The 16372-nt window shown below is 37.9% G+C and carries 16 protein-coding genes and 1 riboswitch; of the genes, 8 read left to right on the top strand and 8 right to left on the bottom strand.

The window, feature by feature from the left end; all coding sequences use genetic code 11:
- The first annotated feature begins 21 nt into the window (after nt 1-21).
- A riboswitch (SAM riboswitch) is annotated at nt 22-128 on the top strand.
- 83 nt (nt 129-211) lie between these two features.
- From ACN6MX_RS01425 to ACN6MX_RS01415, 3 genes are read left to right on the top strand one after another with little or no spacing between them, the layout of a single operon-like run.
- Complete coding sequence (locus ACN6MX_RS01425; RefSeq protein WP_419960911.1) at nt 212-1333, top strand: methionine biosynthesis PLP-dependent protein; 1122 nt, start codon at nt 212-214, stop codon at nt 1331-1333.
- A complete protein-coding gene (gene metC / locus ACN6MX_RS01420; RefSeq protein ID WP_419960910.1) occupies nt 1330-2517 on the top strand; it encodes a cystathionine beta-lyase in 1188 nt (395 codons plus the stop codon). The genes ACN6MX_RS01425 and metC overlap by 4 nt, the downstream gene beginning before the upstream one ends.
- A complete protein-coding gene (locus ACN6MX_RS01415; RefSeq protein WP_419960909.1) occupies nt 2518-3624 on the top strand; it encodes a 5-methyltetrahydropteroyltriglutamate--homocysteine S-methyltransferase in 1107 nt (368 codons plus the stop codon).
- Nucleotides 3625-3701: 77 nt separating this feature from the next.
- On the opposite strand, the gene ACN6MX_RS01410 is transcribed toward ACN6MX_RS01415, so the two are convergent.
- The 3 genes from ACN6MX_RS01410 to ACN6MX_RS01400 are packed head-to-tail and all read right to left on the bottom strand — an operon-like array spanning nt 3702 to nt 7324.
- Nucleotides 3702-4289, bottom strand: a complete 588-nt coding sequence (locus ACN6MX_RS01410) for a class D sortase (RefSeq protein ID WP_419960908.1) — start codon at nt 4287-4289, stop codon at nt 3702-3704.
- A gap of 13 nt (nt 4290-4302) precedes the next feature.
- Nucleotides 4303-6225, bottom strand: a complete 1923-nt coding sequence (locus tag ACN6MX_RS01405; protein ID WP_419960907.1) for a hypothetical protein — start codon at nt 6223-6225, stop codon at nt 4303-4305.
- Nucleotides 6226-6250: 25 nt separating this feature from the next.
- Nucleotides 6251-7324 (bottom strand): hypothetical protein, encoded by a 1074-nt coding sequence (locus ACN6MX_RS01400; protein WP_419960906.1) that lies wholly within the window; start codon nt 7322-7324, stop codon nt 6251-6253.
- 159 nt (nt 7325-7483) lie between these two features.
- Here ACN6MX_RS01400 and ACN6MX_RS01395 point away from each other — a divergent pair, with 159 nt between their 5' ends.
- Nucleotides 7484-7789: a hypothetical protein gene (locus tag ACN6MX_RS01395; RefSeq protein WP_419960905.1), complete on the top strand. Its 306-nt coding sequence runs from the start codon at nt 7484-7486 to the stop codon at nt 7787-7789.
- A 79-nt stretch (nt 7790-7868) separates the two neighbouring features.
- On the opposite strand, the gene ACN6MX_RS01390 is transcribed toward ACN6MX_RS01395, so the two are convergent.
- The 4 genes from ACN6MX_RS01390 to ACN6MX_RS01375 form a co-directional block, all read right to left on the bottom strand.
- The gene (locus ACN6MX_RS01390; protein ID WP_419960904.1) at nt 7869-9017 is read right to left on the bottom strand and encodes an acyl-CoA dehydrogenase family protein; all 1149 of its coding nucleotides are present in this window, start codon (nt 9015-9017) and stop codon (nt 7869-7871) included.
- Between the two features lie 11 nt (nt 9018-9028).
- Nucleotides 9029-10180, bottom strand: coding sequence for a thiolase family protein (locus ACN6MX_RS01385; protein WP_419960903.1), 1152 nt, complete (start codon nt 10178-10180; stop codon nt 9029-9031).
- Nucleotides 10181-10329: 149 nt separating this feature from the next.
- Nucleotides 10330-11100 carry a 3-hydroxyacyl-CoA dehydrogenase gene (locus tag ACN6MX_RS01380; RefSeq protein ID WP_419960902.1) on the bottom strand — a complete coding sequence of 257 codons (771 nt, stop codon included), beginning with the start codon at nt 11098-11100 and terminating at the stop codon, nt 10330-10332.
- Nucleotides 11101-11222: 122 nt separating this feature from the next.
- Nucleotides 11223-11789 (bottom strand): NADPH-dependent FMN reductase, encoded by a 567-nt coding sequence (locus ACN6MX_RS01375; protein WP_419960901.1) that lies wholly within the window; start codon nt 11787-11789, stop codon nt 11223-11225.
- Between the two features lie 176 nt (nt 11790-11965).
- Here ACN6MX_RS01375 and ACN6MX_RS01370 point away from each other — a divergent pair, with 176 nt between their 5' ends.
- From ACN6MX_RS01370 to ACN6MX_RS01355, 4 genes are all read left to right on the top strand, one after another.
- Nucleotides 11966-12874: an AEC family transporter gene (locus ACN6MX_RS01370; protein WP_419960900.1), complete on the top strand. Its 909-nt coding sequence runs from the start codon at nt 11966-11968 to the stop codon at nt 12872-12874.
- 120 nt (nt 12875-12994) lie between these two features.
- Entirely contained in the window at nt 12995-13213 is a 219-nt protein-coding gene (locus ACN6MX_RS01365) for a hypothetical protein (protein ID WP_419960899.1), read from the top strand.
- Nucleotides 13210-13476: a spore coat protein CotJB gene (locus ACN6MX_RS01360; protein ID WP_419960898.1), complete on the top strand. Its 267-nt coding sequence runs from the start codon at nt 13210-13212 to the stop codon at nt 13474-13476. Before ACN6MX_RS01365 ends, ACN6MX_RS01360 begins: the two co-directional genes overlap by 4 nt.
- Before the next feature lie 98 nt (nt 13477-13574).
- On the top strand, nt 13575-14144 hold the full coding sequence (locus tag ACN6MX_RS01355) for a manganese catalase family protein (RefSeq protein ID WP_090564714.1): 570 nt from the start codon (nt 13575-13577) through the stop codon (nt 14142-14144).
- 53 nt (nt 14145-14197) lie between these two features.
- Here the strand turns inward: ACN6MX_RS01355 and ACN6MX_RS01350 are convergent, their stop codons facing one another.
- On the bottom strand, nt 14198-16288 hold the full coding sequence (locus ACN6MX_RS01350) for an MMPL family transporter (protein ID WP_419960897.1): 2091 nt from the start codon (nt 16286-16288) through the stop codon (nt 14198-14200).
- Nucleotides 16289-16372 lie beyond the last annotated feature (84 nt).

Raw genomic sequence — 16372 nt, 5'->3', positions numbered from 1 at the left:
TTTCGATAATTTCATATATTTTTCTTATCCAGAGAGACGGAGGGATTGGCCCGTAGATGTCTCAGCAACCAGCCAAGTCGAGGTATGGTGCTAATTCCAATAGACGTATGACGTCTTGAAGATAAGAAGACAAACTTCGATATTTACCCGAGGGTTCTCTTCTTATTAGAGAATCCTCTTTTTTTATTTTAATTGTAAAGGATGAATATTTATGTCAAAGAACAGTATTGATACACAGTTAGTACAATTGGGAAATCATAGTGATGATAAAACCGGCGCTGTAAATCCGCCTATTTATCTATCAACAGCATACAAACATAATGGGTTAGGGCAATCCACAGGATACGACTACACTCGTACTAAGAATCCGACACGCTCTATTTTAGAAGATGGAATTGCTAAGTTAGAGGGTGGAGACGCTGGCTTTGCCTGTAGTTCTGGTATGGCTGCAATACAATTGGTTTTATCCCTTTTCCATTCGGGTGATGAGATTATTGCTCCTGATGATTTGTATGGCGGGACGTATCGATTATTTAACCAGTACGCTGATTCTTATAATATCCGTACTACATATGCAAAATTTGAATCAGCTGAAGAGGTAAATGCTTTGATAACAGAAAACACGAAAGCTTTATTTATCGAAACACCTACTAACCCGTTGATGCAAGAATTCGATATACAGCTATTTGCGGACATAGCAAAAAAGCATAATTTGTTGTTGATTATAGACAATACATTCTTAACTCCTTATTTACAGCGTCCTATTGAATTGGGTGCCCATATTGTCGTCCATAGTGGTACAAAATATATTGGAGGTCATAACGACGTACTTGCAGGACTTGTAGTCACAAAAGGTACTGAACTAAGCGAACTACTGCAAGCCAACCACAATGCTTCAGGCGCTGTTCTTTCTCCCTTCGATTCTTGGTTATTAATAAGAGGATTAAAAACACTTCACCTACGTATGAAGCAGCATGAAACAAATGCCAAGAAAATTGCAGCATTTTTACAAAATGAGTCTTCAGTTAAGGATGTTCTATATCCAGGCAAAGGGGGTATGATTTCCTTCCGTTTGCGAAAAAGTGAATGGGTTGCACCTTTCCTAGAAAGACTTCAACTAATTGTTTTTGCTGAAAGCCTTGGTGGTGTGGAAAGCTTTATCACATATCCTACTACTCAAACGCATGCGGATATCCCGGAAGAAGAGCGTAATGCACGAGGTGTTGACAGCAGCCTGCTCCGCTTCTCTGTAGGAATCGAAGAAGCAGAGGATTTAATCGCAGATTTAAAACAGGTATTCATTACTTTAGAAAGTGAGGTGGCTATCAAATGAGTAGCTATAATGAATCGCTAGAGACTACCCTAATCGTGACATCTACTCGAGGGCACTCGGAAATAAAAACTGGAGCTGTCAATGTTCCTATCTATTTATCCTCCACTTTCCATCAAGAAAGCTTTGATGATTTTGGACCTTATGACTATAGTCGATCTGGGAATCCAACAAGAGAGGCACTGGAAAAAACAATTGCTGAATTAGAGGGTGGTACGAGAGGGTTGGCATTTGCTTCAGGAATTGCGGCTATTTCTTCTGCTTTTATGCTTTTGTCATCAGGTGATCATATTGTGATAACCAAAGATGTATACGGCGGTACCTTCCGTTTCGTTACAGAAGTTTTGCCTCGTTTTGGTATTGAGCATACTTTTGCAGATTTCACTAATATAGAAGCAATTACAAATGCTATTCAGCCAAATACAAAATTAATTTATATCGAAACTCCCTCGAATCCATGCCTAGGTATTACTGACATTGCTGCTGTCGTAGAGCTCGCAAAATCCAGTGATTGTCTAACTTTTTTAGACAATACATTTATGACACCGATTTATCAGCGCCCACTAGATCTAGGGGTTGATATTGTCTTACATAGTGCCACAAAATTTTTATCTGGTCATAGTGATATTATTGCAGGACTTGCCGTTACTAAAGAAGAGGATTTAGGTAACCGTTTGGCTTTTATCCAAAATTCATTCGGTGCTATTTTAGGAGCACAGGATTCATTTTCATTAATTCAAGGAATCAAAACATTAAGTGTGCGCTTTGAAAAATCTGCACAGTCTGCACAAAAAGTTGCGAACTATTTAAATGGACATAATTTAGTGGAGAAAGTCTTTTTTCCTGGTCTTTCCACTCATCCAGGATATGAAACGCATAACAAGCAATCGAGTAGTGCAGGTGCAGTCCTTTCCTTCCGTTTACCGAATAAATCCATTGCAAAGGCATTTATAGAAAATGTTAAAATCCCTGTATTTGCTGTAAGTCTTGGCGGAGTAGAATCAATTCTCTCATATCCAGCGCAAATGTCGCATGCTGCGATGCCTAAAGCGGAACGAGAAAAACGTGGAATAACAGATGGTTTACTACGTTTTTCCGTTGGATTAGAGAATGTTGATGATTTAATCGCGGACTTTGCACAAGCACTAGAAGTTGCATCCAAACAAAATCAGAAAGTAGGAATATAAATGTCAAAATCATTAGTTGTAAATAAACCATTTAAGGCAGATCACGTAGGAAGTTTTTTACGACCAACTCGCTTAAAAGAAGCTCGATTACAATTTGATAATAACGAAATAACAGCTGATCAATTAAAACAAATAGAAGACGAAGAAATTACAAAACTGGTAGCAAAACAAAAGGAAATTGGACTTCAGTCTGTTACGGATGGAGAGTTTAGACGTAAATGGTGGCATTTCGATTTCCTTGGTGGATTTGACGGGGTAGAATTTTATGACACAGATAAGGGATTAACTTTTAAAGGTGTACAAACTAGGGCTCACGGTATTAAAGTAACTGGGAAAATTGGATTTAGCACTCATTATATGGTTGAACACTTTAAGTTTCTTCAAGGTATTGCTGGCGATGCTGTTGTCAAATTCACTATACCTAGTCCAAATATGTTATTTTACCGAGCTACTATTGAGGACGGCGTTTATTCGAGCCAGGAAGAATTGTTTAGCGATTTAGTCGTTGCGTATCAAGGTGTAATTCAAGCACTTTATGACGAGGGCTGCCGTTATCTACAAATTGATGATACTTCATGGGCAACAACTTTTTCTGAGGAAGGAATTGCTTCCTTAAAAGAAAAAGGACTAGAATTGGAAGAAGCATTGGCTTTGTCAGCACGTGCTATTAATGATTCCATTGCAAAACGTCCAGAAGACTTGCTTGTAACTATGCATATTTGCCGTGGTAATTTTAAATCTACGTATATTACAAGTGGAAGCTATGAGCTAGTTTCGGAAACTATTTTTGCGGGATTAGATGTAGATGGTCTATTCCTTGAGTTTGATGATGAACGTTCAGGCGGATTTGAACCACTTCGTCATGTTAACCGTTCAGATTTATCTATTGTGTTAGGTTTAATCACTTCGAAACATGGAGATTTAGAAGATGCTGAGCTTATCAAAAAGAGAATTGCTGAGGCTACTAAGTACGTACCCCTAGAACAGCTTTGTTTAAGTCCACAATGTGGATTCTCATCTACTGAAGAGGGAAATCTTTTAACCGAGGAAGAACAATGGTCGAAAGTTCAGCATGTTATTCAAATCGCTAATGACGTATGGAAATAAAGAGATTCAAAATACCAAAAAAGTGTGCATCCAGTTCACAAATATCGGATGCACACTTTTTAATTTAATCATTTTGTTCATATTTCTACCTGCTTTGCTTGTACCACTAGGCGATACTTATTAGACCTTTCAGGGTAACAGGTTATAAGCGACAATATGGATATTCCTTCTTGACGATTCAATACCTCCACATTGTTTGGTTTAACTATTTGAATATCAAACACCTCATAGACTAATAGATCCGTGCTTATTTCTAATTCAAATCTATCCCCTATTTGTAATTCATTCAAACGATTAAAAAAGTGTCCAAACTGATGTGACTGGTGCCCAGCAATAGCTGAACTTCCATTTGGAGTGCCTGGTGCATCTAAATTCGCTATCATTCCAAGTGCTCGATTTAACTTAGCAGGAGTTGCTCCATCAATAACAGGAGATTCCAATTGAATGGTTGGAATTCTTAAAACGCTTATAGCCACCGAATCCTTTTGGGTTATTGCTTTCTTCGTTTTTTCATCCGGAGCTAATGCAGCTTCTGTTTTTATAGCTTTAAAGGATTCAATCAATTCTTTTTGATGTGTTTTATTTTCAATCATCCCATAACTAACAATAACGAGTAAGACACATCCAATGATCATTAATATATTCCCTACACTTTTTTTCATCATTTGTAGGTCTCCTTTATGCAAGTTTACGTATAGTCCAACCACTACCTAGTAAACTCAATGCTATCATTAATAACATTACTCCTGTAAAAAAGCCTCCAGTTTGTGGTAAGGAAGAACCAGCGAAAGAATTACCATCCATATTATTGAAATTGGCAGCTATACCAGACTCATCTTCTTCCTCAATCAGACTTTCATCGCCTTCTGTTAAAGTTGTAGTTTCAATCATCGTATCTTTTGAACCAGAGTCACCTCCATCTACGACAATAATTTCTTCATCCGTAGGCGGATTTTGCTCTTCTACAATATCTCCATCTTCATTAGTAACTGGAGTATTATCTGTGTAACTATCTTCGTTAGGGCTTTCCACCGCGTTACCTTCCGCAACTACTTCAACATCTTCAGTCGGTGGCATTGGATTAACCAGAGCCGCAGTTACATAGCTTTCGGTTGGCAGAATATCGACATTTGTTTCTCCGACTAGATCATTTATCAAACCGATAGAAATAATTTTTCCGTTTCGGTGAGTTCCTCTATTAGCAGTAATCTCGTCATTCGTTAGAATTTCTACATCTAATTCATCCGTTAAATCCGAGACTATATTAAACTCTAATACACCTTCAGAAAAAGTACTAACTTCTCCATCATCTCTCATATGTCTGTCTAGTACACCTAGGTGAATATCTTCCAGTAGAATTAAATCATCCGAAATCACTTCTACTAAACCGCTATTACTTGAAGTATTATCATCCATATCATCTGTTGACTCAGACAATAAAATATATGTGGAAAGATCACCTAAACTTGTATCAGCTACTTCAAGTCCTACAACAGCAGACTTTTCTGTTTCAAAATTATCACTCGAGGATTGACTGTTTTGTAACACATTTAACTCCACTTCCTCTAAGAGTGAACTAGCAGTTGAAGATGAGTCGTCACCAAGCCCCACAGTAAGTAAAGCTGAGGCATCTTGTAGAAGAGGTGAATCTTCAGTGGATTTACTCTCCAATACTCCTACATGTAATGTTTCAAGCAATGGAAGATCCTTTATCTCTAAATGAACTGCTTGTTGTTCCTCCATATGACTTTGATTTTGCATTGTTTCTTCGCTCTTAAGCACGTTCAGTTCAATTTGATCCGTTGTAATTAAATCATCAATGGTCGCTTGAACAACTGCTTCATTATTAGATGAACCATTCGTCAATGCATCTTCTTCATGTGCCAGTATTTCTAAATTTACCTCATCCGTACCAAGTAATTCTTCTACCCCTATATCAGCTACGGATGATTCAGTTGTATGAGAACCATTCCATTCGTTCTCTTTATGCTTCAGTACCTCTACATCAACCTCATCCATACCAAGTAATTCTTCTACTGCTACATCCGCTACGGATGATTCAGTTGTATGAGAACCATTCCATTCGTTCTCTTTATACTTCAGTACTTCTACATCTATTTCACCTGTACCAAGTAATTCTTCTACTGCTACATCGGCTACGGATGATTCGTTTGAATAGGAATCGTTCCAGTCGTTCTCTTTATACTTCTGTACTTCTACGTCAACCTCATCTGTACCGAGTAATTCTTCAACAGCTAGATTTACAGCAGCTTGTTCATTCGATTCTGATGTTGCAGTATTAGTTAATACATCAACTTCTATATGACCCATCTCTTCATCATTAAGAGAAACACTCGCTAATACTTCTGTATTTTCTTCACTGTTAGGAATCTTCACATCGAGATTATCAATACCAAGCAAGTCACTGACTTCCACATCTAGAATTTCTGCATTTTCGGAGCTTTCACTCAATATACTTATATCGGTTGACAAAGACATATCGGAGTCATTATCCTCCGCAGCCACAAATGCCGGTGTTATCAGTAGAAAAGCCCATAGACCTAGTAAAGACCAGAATACTTTCATGCTATTATTTTTCATTTTATTCTCTCCTTTTTTATATGAATTAAATCACGTATAAAAAAGGAGTTAATACTGGTGGTTTCCTCAAAGGTGTATGAATCCATTGAATAACAGCATAGCGATTTTTGTGGTACCATTTTTTCTTTGTTAATTCCTTTAACATTTCTTCAGATGGGAGAAGCCCATGAAAAACATCACTTCCAGTTAACAATAAAGACCCTCCTGAAGAAAATGTATTCCCTTGCCCATTCCATGTTCCTCCCGAAGTCATTGTCATTTTGAGATCAGATCCTAATGGAATAGTCGGATTAACCGGAACTTTTGCGTCCCCTTCCAGTACTGTTTGCGTTATAATTTTCAAGGGATTTTTTTGAGAGCTTTTTTTGTCATCCACTTCCATTTTGGTTCCGTAAACTTCATTCACTTTTTCCGGTCCTTTCAAATCAACCTCAGTAGCTACCTTTTCAGGAGCGATTTCCTCTTTCACCGGTTCGATTCCTACATTAACATCAATCGGTGTTTTCGTTTCAACGATCGGTGGTAGTTCCTCTTTTTCAGTAAAAAAATTAGTATTAGTAGCATCTGGGGATAAACCCTCTGCAGCCGGAACGTTTGGAGACTCCACAATAGGATTTCTACTCTTTTCTTCCACCACTATATCTACTACATTCTTAACGGTTTCTTCGCTCGAATCCACGACTGTTTGAACTTCTGATACCACTTCATTTAACGTTTTGGTTGTAGTTGTAAGAATAGGTGTAACAACTGGAGTTACTGGCAAGGTCTCTATGGTTTTATCGACACCTTCCACTACTCCCATAAGTACAGTTTCAGTCGTATCTGTAGCACCTATTACTACATCCTCTACTATTGGTAAAGTAATCTTTTCAGCTTCAAAAACTACATCGGTAACAGGTTTTAAGATTGGAATTGCTTTCTCAACGTCATTCACTGTCGTTTGAACGGTGTTGACTAATTTCTCTGTTGTTCCTAATAATTGATCGCCTGTTTTATTTAGCAAACCTCCATGCTCTTCCTCTAATTCTTCTGCTTGAACTTGAAATGGAATCATAAAAAACATTCCTAAAATAATTATAGCTATTATCTTTCTTTCCACGTTTTCACCTCCTAAACAGTAGAAAATAGCTTCATTATATGTTTATATTTCCTAATTAACAGAATATTAAACTTCTTCAGGTATAACTGTCATGTTTTAGATACGCTACACCGGGTAAATAAAATAGGAGAGGTTATAAACATGAAGGAGGAATTTAATATGGGAAACCAACAATATGAGCACGCAACAGATGAAGTAGTAGAAGAAACTGGAGCTTACACATGTGAGGCTGGAATTACTAAAAGATTAAATAAGGGCGATAAATTCCCCTCTTGTCCAGAATCGGAAGTAGCAACTTATTGGAAGCATGCAGCAGGTCATCATCATAATTCAGGAGAACCAGTAACGGAATCTGGTACATATATCGATGAGGATGGCGACAAGCTGGAATTAGAAGAAGGCGCTACATTCCCTAACTGTCCAAAAGCCGGAACTCCTACACAATGGCGACATGCAGGAAACTAATAAAGCTCGACACATGAAATAATTAATTCATGTGTCGAGCTTTAATTATTTATTAGTCTAATTTTACATTTTATAATATCTATAAACCTAGGTTCTTTGAAATAATTACTTTCATTATTTCATTTGTCCCAGCGTAAATAGAAGCTACGGGAATGTCTCTATATCTTCTTGCAATTTTATATTCTTCCATATAACCATATCCACCATGCAATTGCATGCATTCAATCGAAATTTCTCTCGCAGTTTCGGTTAGCCAATATTTGGCCATCGATACTTTAGTAACTACTTCTTTTCCTGCAATATGATCCTCAATTAGTGATTCCAAAAATGACTTTCCAAGTTCGATTTTTGTTGCCATTTCAGCTATTTTAAACTGTGTATTTTGAAAGGATGATATGGATTTTCCAAAAGCTTTACGAGACTTTACATACTCCATTGTCATTTCTAGCATATCCTCTGAAGCAATTTGAGCAGAAATTGCTACTACTAATCTTTCCTGTTGTAGTTTTTCCATTAAGTAACCAAAGCCTTTCCCTTCTTCTCCTATTAAATTAGAAATAGGAATACGACAATCTTCAAAGTATAGCTCTGCTGTATCCTGTGCATGTAATCCTACCTTATCTAACTTACGACCTTTCGAAAACCCAGGGGTCCCTTCTTCTACGAGGACTAAGCTCATCCCTTGATGCCTTGGTTCTGCTTTAGAATTTGTTTTCACTACTACTAAAAATAGATTGCCATTAATACCATTAGTAATGAATGTCTTTTGTCCATTTAAAACGTAATGATCTCCATCGCGAATTGCTGTTGTTTGTATATTGGCCAAGTCTGAACCTGCTCCAGGCTCTGTCATGGCAATTCCCGTTATAAAATCTGAAGTAATACACCCAGGTAGCCATCGCTTTCTTTGCTCCTGCGAGCCAAATGACTCTATATAAGGAACTACAATGTCATTATGCAATCCAACTCCCACAAGACTTGAACCGATCCTTTCTAATTCCTCTGAAATAATTACACCAAAACTAAAGTCTAAACCGAGTCCACCATAAGCTTCCTCAACTTGTGGACATAAATAGCCCATCTCGCCTAGTTTCCTCCAAAAGTCCTTTGGAATAAGTCGATCCTTTTCCCATGAATCATAATGAGGGGCAGCTTCTTTCTGAAGAAAACTTTGTAAAGACTTTCGAAATATCACATGCTCCTCCGTCTCGAATCTATATCTCCTCATTCCTACACCTCCTATTCAATTCTTTCAATAATTGTGGCATTTGCCATACCCATACCCTCGCAAATAGCAAGAAGGCCATAGCGCCCACCAGTGCGTTCTAGCCTATGGAGCATCGTTACTAATAGCTTTGTTCCTGTAGCTCCTAACGGATGACCTAAAGCTATTGCTCCTCCATCTGGATTTAACTTTTCTATATTTGCACCTGTATCTTTAAGCCAAACTAATGGAACTTGTGCAAAAGCTTCATTAACCTCATAGGTGTCCATGTCTTCAATAGTAAGACCTGCTTTTAAAAGCACTTTTTTCGTTGCTTCAATTGGACCGGTTAACATAAGCGTGGGGTCAGATCCCGTAACACTGCGAGCTATTATACGAGCTTTTGGTTTTAGCCCAAGCTCATCTGCTTTTTCTCGTGACATTAAAAGAACTGCGGAAGCTCCGTCACTCATTTGGCTAGCATTCCCAGCCGTAATCACACCGTTCTCATCAAATACAGTTTTTAATCCACTTAATACATCAACAGTAGAACCTGCACGGGGTCCTTCGTCGATTGCAAAGCTTTTTACCGTACCATCAGCTTGTGGAACTTCCACAGGAACAATTTCTTTTTTAAAATGACCCTTTTCAATTGCTTCCAAAGCTTTTGCATGACTTTCAGAAGAATACTTATCCAGTTCTTCACGCGTTAAATTCCATCTTTTCACCATTCGTTCTGATGATAATCCCTGATTGATAATCTCAAATTTGTCGGTTAGTTTTGAACTTACTTTTGTATTTCCTACATTAGAAAACATAGGCTCACGCGTCATGCTTTCTACACCACCAGCAATAACGATATCCATATCACCTGAGGCAATTGCTTGTGCAGCAAAATGGACTGCTTGCTGACTTGAGCCGCATTGGCGATCAATGGTAACCCCAGGAACATGTATCGGAAAACCAGCGATCAATGCTGCAGTACGGGCAATATTCGCACTTTGTTCACCTATTTGCGTGACACATCCTAAAATGACATCATCTATATCTGCTTTTTCCACACCTGCTCGATTCACTAACTCATCTAAAACAATAGCCGCAAGTTCATCCGGTCTATATTCCGAAAGCGATCCTTTTCTTCTTCCTATTGCTGTTCGTACCCCTTCTACTATTACAACCTCTGTCATATCATTTCCACCCTTTCCTTTGTTTGTTGTCCAGCTTCAGCGCCTTGCCCCTCGATCACTTCAGAATTTCGGTAAAGGCAAAGGCCGCCTTTAGCGGAATTTCTTCCAACGCTTTTCGGAGCATGAGTAGGCGCTTAAGCTTTTCGACTTTACCTCGGTTGCATTCTAATTGCTCCGTCTAGTCGAATTACTTCCCCGTTGATATATTCATTTTCAATCATAAAAGTCACTAATTTAGCGAATTCATCTGGTCGACCTAATCGCTTTGGAAATTCCACTAATGACTCTAGCTTTTCTATTACCCTATCATCCAATCCTGCTGCCATAGGTGTACGGAATAATCCTGGAGCAATCGCATTAATACGTATTCCATAAGAAGATAGGTCCCTTGCAATAGGTAAGGTCATCCCTACTATTCCAGCCTTACTAGCACTATAAGCTGCCTGCCCCATTTGTCCTTCGAATGCTGCGACTGACGCCGTATTGATAATAATGCCTCGTTCATCCGATTCCGAAAGCAAGTCATTTTTTGTCATTTCCGCACCAGCTAATCTCAATGTGTTAAACGTTCCTATTAAATTTATATCTATTACTTTTTTGAAATTTTCTAATGGCATTGCTCCAGATTTTCCAACTGTTTTTTGCGGAGGAGCTATTCCTGCACAATTCACACAGATATGTATTGCCCCAAGTCTTTCTACTGTTTGCAGAATTGCTTTATGGACAGAACTTTCATCTGTAACATTTACTATTTCGTAGGCTACATTATCACCGAATTCCTGGGAAACCTGTTTTGCTAATTCTTCATTTACATCAAAAATTACTACCTTAGCTCCTTTTTGTAATAACTGCTCAACAGTTGCAAACCCCAATCCAGATGCTCCACCTGTTACGATTGCGACTTTGTTATTAATATCCATTGCTCCACCCCATTATTATTTTTACTGAAATCTAAAAATTTATAATATTCCATTTTAATTATAACGCAAAAAATCCAAGGAAAAAGTATAATTCCCTTGGATTCGAATTTCTTATAAATAAATTAACGAAGTGTTTTTAAGGCCCCGCTCCATGCAAGTAATTGGTCAAGCATTGTATTTGCATTTCCTTCATGATAGTCAGCAGGCTGGAATAAGCTCATATTTTTAAAATCAGACATAAGCGAGAATGTTACCGCGGTACGAACATCCGCAACTTGTAATTCTCCTAGGATCAAACGCATATTTTCATGCGCACGTGCTCCTCCTAAATTGCCGTATCCTACTAAACCAGCTGCCTTATTGTTTAATTCAGGATTTAAGTAATCTAATGAATTTTTTAATGCACCGCCTATTGCATGGTTATACTCTGGAGTTACGAAAATATAGCCGTCATATGTTGCCATTTTCTCAGACCACCCTTTAATGGCCCAATTTGCTTCTTCTTGTTGGTGTGACGGAATCTCTTGTCCAAGAAGAGGTAATCTATAATTTCTCAAATCAACTAATTCATAATCTGCATCATTACGCTTTGTAGCAAAATTATACATCCAGTTCGCCACTGCTTCCGCATTACGTCCTTTTCTTACACTACCTACTATAATTCCAATTTTTAGTTTTTCTGCCGGCATTATTTCTTCCCCCTTCTATTTCTTTATAATAGAGTTAATGTTCTTAAACTCCGACCACTACCTACTTTATTATTTCCAATTGTAAGATTTCTACACATAGATTGCCATTTTCTATTCAATTAATATGATATAGTGAATTTAATAGAAACAAAGAATTACAGATTGAAGGTGTTGAAGTGGAACTGGTTTTAATTATTTTACCGGTTTTTATTATTTTCTTTATCGGGTTTATTGGGCAAAAATTTATTGGTTTCGACATTAAATCTATCTCTACGGCTGCGCTATACTTAATGTCTCCATTTTTAGCTTTCCGAACTTTCTATACAAATGCCTTAACGATGGAATATTTTTATATTGTATTATTTTGTCTAATTTTGGCCTTTATTTTACTTATAATTACTTGGATTACTGGAACTTTTATGAAGACTTCACGCTCGGAACTTTCTGCGATGATTTTAGGTGGCATGTTTATGAATAGTGGGAATTACGGAGCTCCGGTAGTGTTATTTGCTTTAGGGGCTACCGGATTTGATTATGCTGTAATGATCATGGTCCTTCATGGTTTGTTCATCAATACATTTGGTATATTTTTTGCATCTCTTGGTGGTGGTGAGAAGGCAACATGGCAGCAGTCCTTGCATCGCGTTATTAGAATGCCGGTCGTGTACGCAGCTGCAACCGGTATTTTTTTACAAGAAACTGGACTAACCATGCCACAGGCGGTAATGGATGGTGTCGGACTTGTTGCCGATGCATCGATACCAACAGTAATGCTCGTTCTAGGAATGCAATTAGCTGTCATTTCACGAAAAAAGGTTGCCTATCGATACGTTGCTGCAGTTTCCTTTATTCGGATAATTGTATCCCCCCTTCTAGCGGTTGGAATTTTATACTTCTTGCCGGTTAATGATACGGTCAAACAGGTTGCGATTATTTTAGCAGCTATGCCAACTGCAGCTAATACAACGATGTTAGCATTGCAATTTAATACTGAACCGGATCTTGTGTCGTTTACAACTTTAGTTACAACGCTCATCAGCATTGTTTCTATCCCGTTAGTTTTATTTTTCTTAGGCATTTCCTAAAATAATAAAAGATTAAAAATTCCAAACTCTTATTAGTTTTTCATAACTGATAAGAGTTTTTATGTTGCCGTAATTAGACAAGTTCTAGCTTCATAGGATGGGTAGAAGGAGTGATGACATTTGGAACATCCAAGTTTTCGAGGAAGTTTTAAGCCTTTTGTTTCACCACGGGATCCCTGCCCTCCGATTACCGTGAAGTATTTTGTGTTGCCCCCACAAATTTTCACAAATTTCCAGCAGCCTGGCCTACCTCAAAATTCTCCCGAGGAGGCACTAATGCAAGGTTCGCTCTGGCCCAAGTTTGTGGATGGTTTCTTCAGAGAGGAAGGAATTTCATGAGTGCTTTTGATGAAAGAATAAGTCTGTTAAAAAAAGTACAACAAATGGATTTTGTTGTTGTCGAATGGACTTTGTACACAGACACACACCCGGATGACGATGATGCTTTAGAACAATGGAGAGAAGCGATTAAAAAAGCTGCGGCTGCACGCAAACAATACGAAAATAAATTTGGACCTTTATCCCTTAAATCCATTCCCTCTAGACAGGCACTAGATGTAGGATGGCGCTGGAATCAAGATCCGTGGCCATGGCAATTATAAAGAAATGCGAAAAGCGCCTCGAGGGGCTTGGCGCTGAAGCTAGACAGATACTTGGGAGTAAAAGCATAAGCCTTATTTACTTAGAAAGGAGAAATTAGATGTGGGTTTATGAAAAAAAGTTGCTTTATCCTGTCGAAGTAACCACCTGTAATCCGATGCTCGCAAAATATCTTATGGAGCAATACGGAGGTGCTGACGGTGAACTGGCGGCTGCACTCAGATATATGAACCAGCGTTATACCGTTCCGGATAAAGTAATTGGACTGCTTACGGATATTTCCACTGAGGAATTCTCACATCTTGAAATGCTTGCAACGATGATTTATAAATTGACTAAGGATGCTACCCCTGAGCAATTAGAAAAAGCAGGTTTAGGTGCACATTTTGTTAATCATGGACATTCATTATTCTATGAGAATGCAGGAGGCGTTCCATTTACAGCTACTTATATTCAATCTAAGGGAGATCCCATCGCCGATTTATATGAAGATATTGCTGCAGAAGAAAAAGCACGAGCAACCTACCAATGGCTAATCGATATTTCAGATGATCCTGGTATCAATGATGCTTTACGTTTCTTAAGAGAACGAGAAAATATTCATTCTCTTCGTTTCCGTGAGGCTGTTGAATTGCTCAAAGATGAAAGAGATCGAAAGAAGATTTTCTAAAAAACAAAAGCGCATGGCAACTTGAAATAATTCCAAGTTGCCATGCGTTTATATTATTTTTTCTCTTTTTCAAATAGGACAATCAATGCAGGTAATAGAATTCCACGAATTAAGAATGTGTCCAAGATAATTCCCACTGCTACGATAAATCCAAAAACAAATAGCAGTTGGATTGGTTGTGTCATCAGTACAGCGAATGTTGCAGCCAGTAGAATACCTGCGGACGAAATAACCCCTCCTGTGTGAGACACTGCAATTTGCACTGCTTCCTTCACGGAATGTTTTTCACGTTCTTCTAGATATCTAGATATAAGAATAATATTATAATCGATTCCTAGTGCTACTAAGAACACAAACGAATATAGTGGAACACGATTACTAATCGTATCTATATCGAAGAATAAATTAGTTAAGAACATCCCTAAACCAAGTGCAGCCAGGAAGGACAATAGAATCGTACCCATCATGTAAATTGGCATTTTAATAGATTTCGTTAATACAATTAATAAGATAAAGATTAAGAGTGTTTCAAGTAATACAATGATGATTAAATCACGACTATTTGCAGATCGGTCATCTAAGTTAGATGCGGTTTCGCCAGCAAAGTACAATTCACCATCTACGTCACTTTCCTTCACAATATTATCCGCTTCCTCCACCATAGTTTCCAAGGCGTCCATTGACTCTGTTGAATATGGACTTTCCTCGAATGTTAGTTGGAATTGTGCCGCAAGTCCATCCTCTGAAATTCCCGAAGGACGGACGCTACTTACTAAGTCTTGTTGCAACAGCTGATCAACCAGACTTGCTTGAATTTCTTCTGTAATTTCACTTTCAGATTCAAACAGTACGGTTGTTGGAGCTAAATCCCCTTTTGCAAACTCTTTCTCAATGACCTCAAATCCTTGACGTGATGGCATATCATTAGGGAAAGACTTCACCGTATCAAATTCGTAGTTTAAGTTAAATAAATTAAGTGCTGAAACTATTAAAATTACTAGTATTGAAATAGCTGCAATTTTAGGTTTTTTGACAACAAATGTAGCAATTTTACTCCATAATGAGTTTGCTTTAACTTCTTTTTCTCCATACTTCGGAACACGTGGCCAAAAAGACTTACGACCGAAAAGAGTAAATAACGCTGGGATCAAGGTTACAGCAGCAAACATAATGACAAACATCGTCGTACCAAAAATTGGGGCAAAATTACGATAATCTCCAAATGATGCAAAGAATAGTACGAGCATTGCAGCTAAAACGGTACCACCAGCAAAAAATACAGGAATTCCAGTCTCACGCATTGCATATTTCATAGCATCGAATTTAGTTTCATAGTTCTTTAACTCTTCTCTATAACGAGAAAAAACAAACAATGAATAATCAATCGTTGCGGCAAACAACAAGATGGACATAATAGATAGAGACTGACTTGCTAAATCTAATCCGTTAGCACCAAGAATTCCAAGCAATTGATTTACAACTTGGTAAACAATTCCTGCTGCTAAAAGTGGAATTAGCGCTAATAGTGGTGAACGATAAATGACAATTAATAGAACTAATATAATACCTACTGTCGACAATATTAAAACAATGTCAGCACGTTCAAATAAATTCGTTGTATCAACAGCAATCCCAGCTGGCCCTGTCATATAAACTGTTGAACCGGTTTCCTCTGCTACAATTTCCCTCACCTGGTCCAAGCTCTCTTCTAAATCAGAAGTTTCTAAAGTGGTGATAAAACTTATAGGAATAACCGATGTTTTCTTATCTTCTGAGAAAAAACCTTCTAACGCTTGGGGTGGCAGACTACTAAATGGAATCATTTCTTTTAGACCATTTATATCTGCTGCAGCTACTTTATCTAAGGCCGCTCCAAGCATTTCAATATCTATCTCTTCTTTCGACTGAAGCACAAGAATTCCTGGCAAACTTTCTGCATCTTTAAAATGCTCATCGATATTTTTTTGAGCCATAATCGACTTGGCATCCTCAGGTAACGAGGCTACACTAGAAACTTTATAATCGCTTGAACCTGGTGCAAATACCGTAAGAATTACTGTTAGAACTATCCATGTACCTAACGTAATCCACATACCTCTTCGAGTCGCAACAAAATCGGTTACTTTGCCTAGTATCCTTTTCAAAAAGTCCACATCCTTCTCAAATTAATTAATGACACTAGTGTCACTTTGACCAAAAAAACACACCTGTCTTTTACATTATGTGTA

The organism is Psychrobacillus sp. BM2 (assembly GCF_048572895.1).
GTDB lineage: Bacteria > Bacillota > Bacilli > Bacillales_A > Planococcaceae > Psychrobacillus.
The sequence above is the reverse complement of the archived record's forward strand: the minus strand, read 5'-3'. Positions and strand labels throughout refer to the sequence as shown.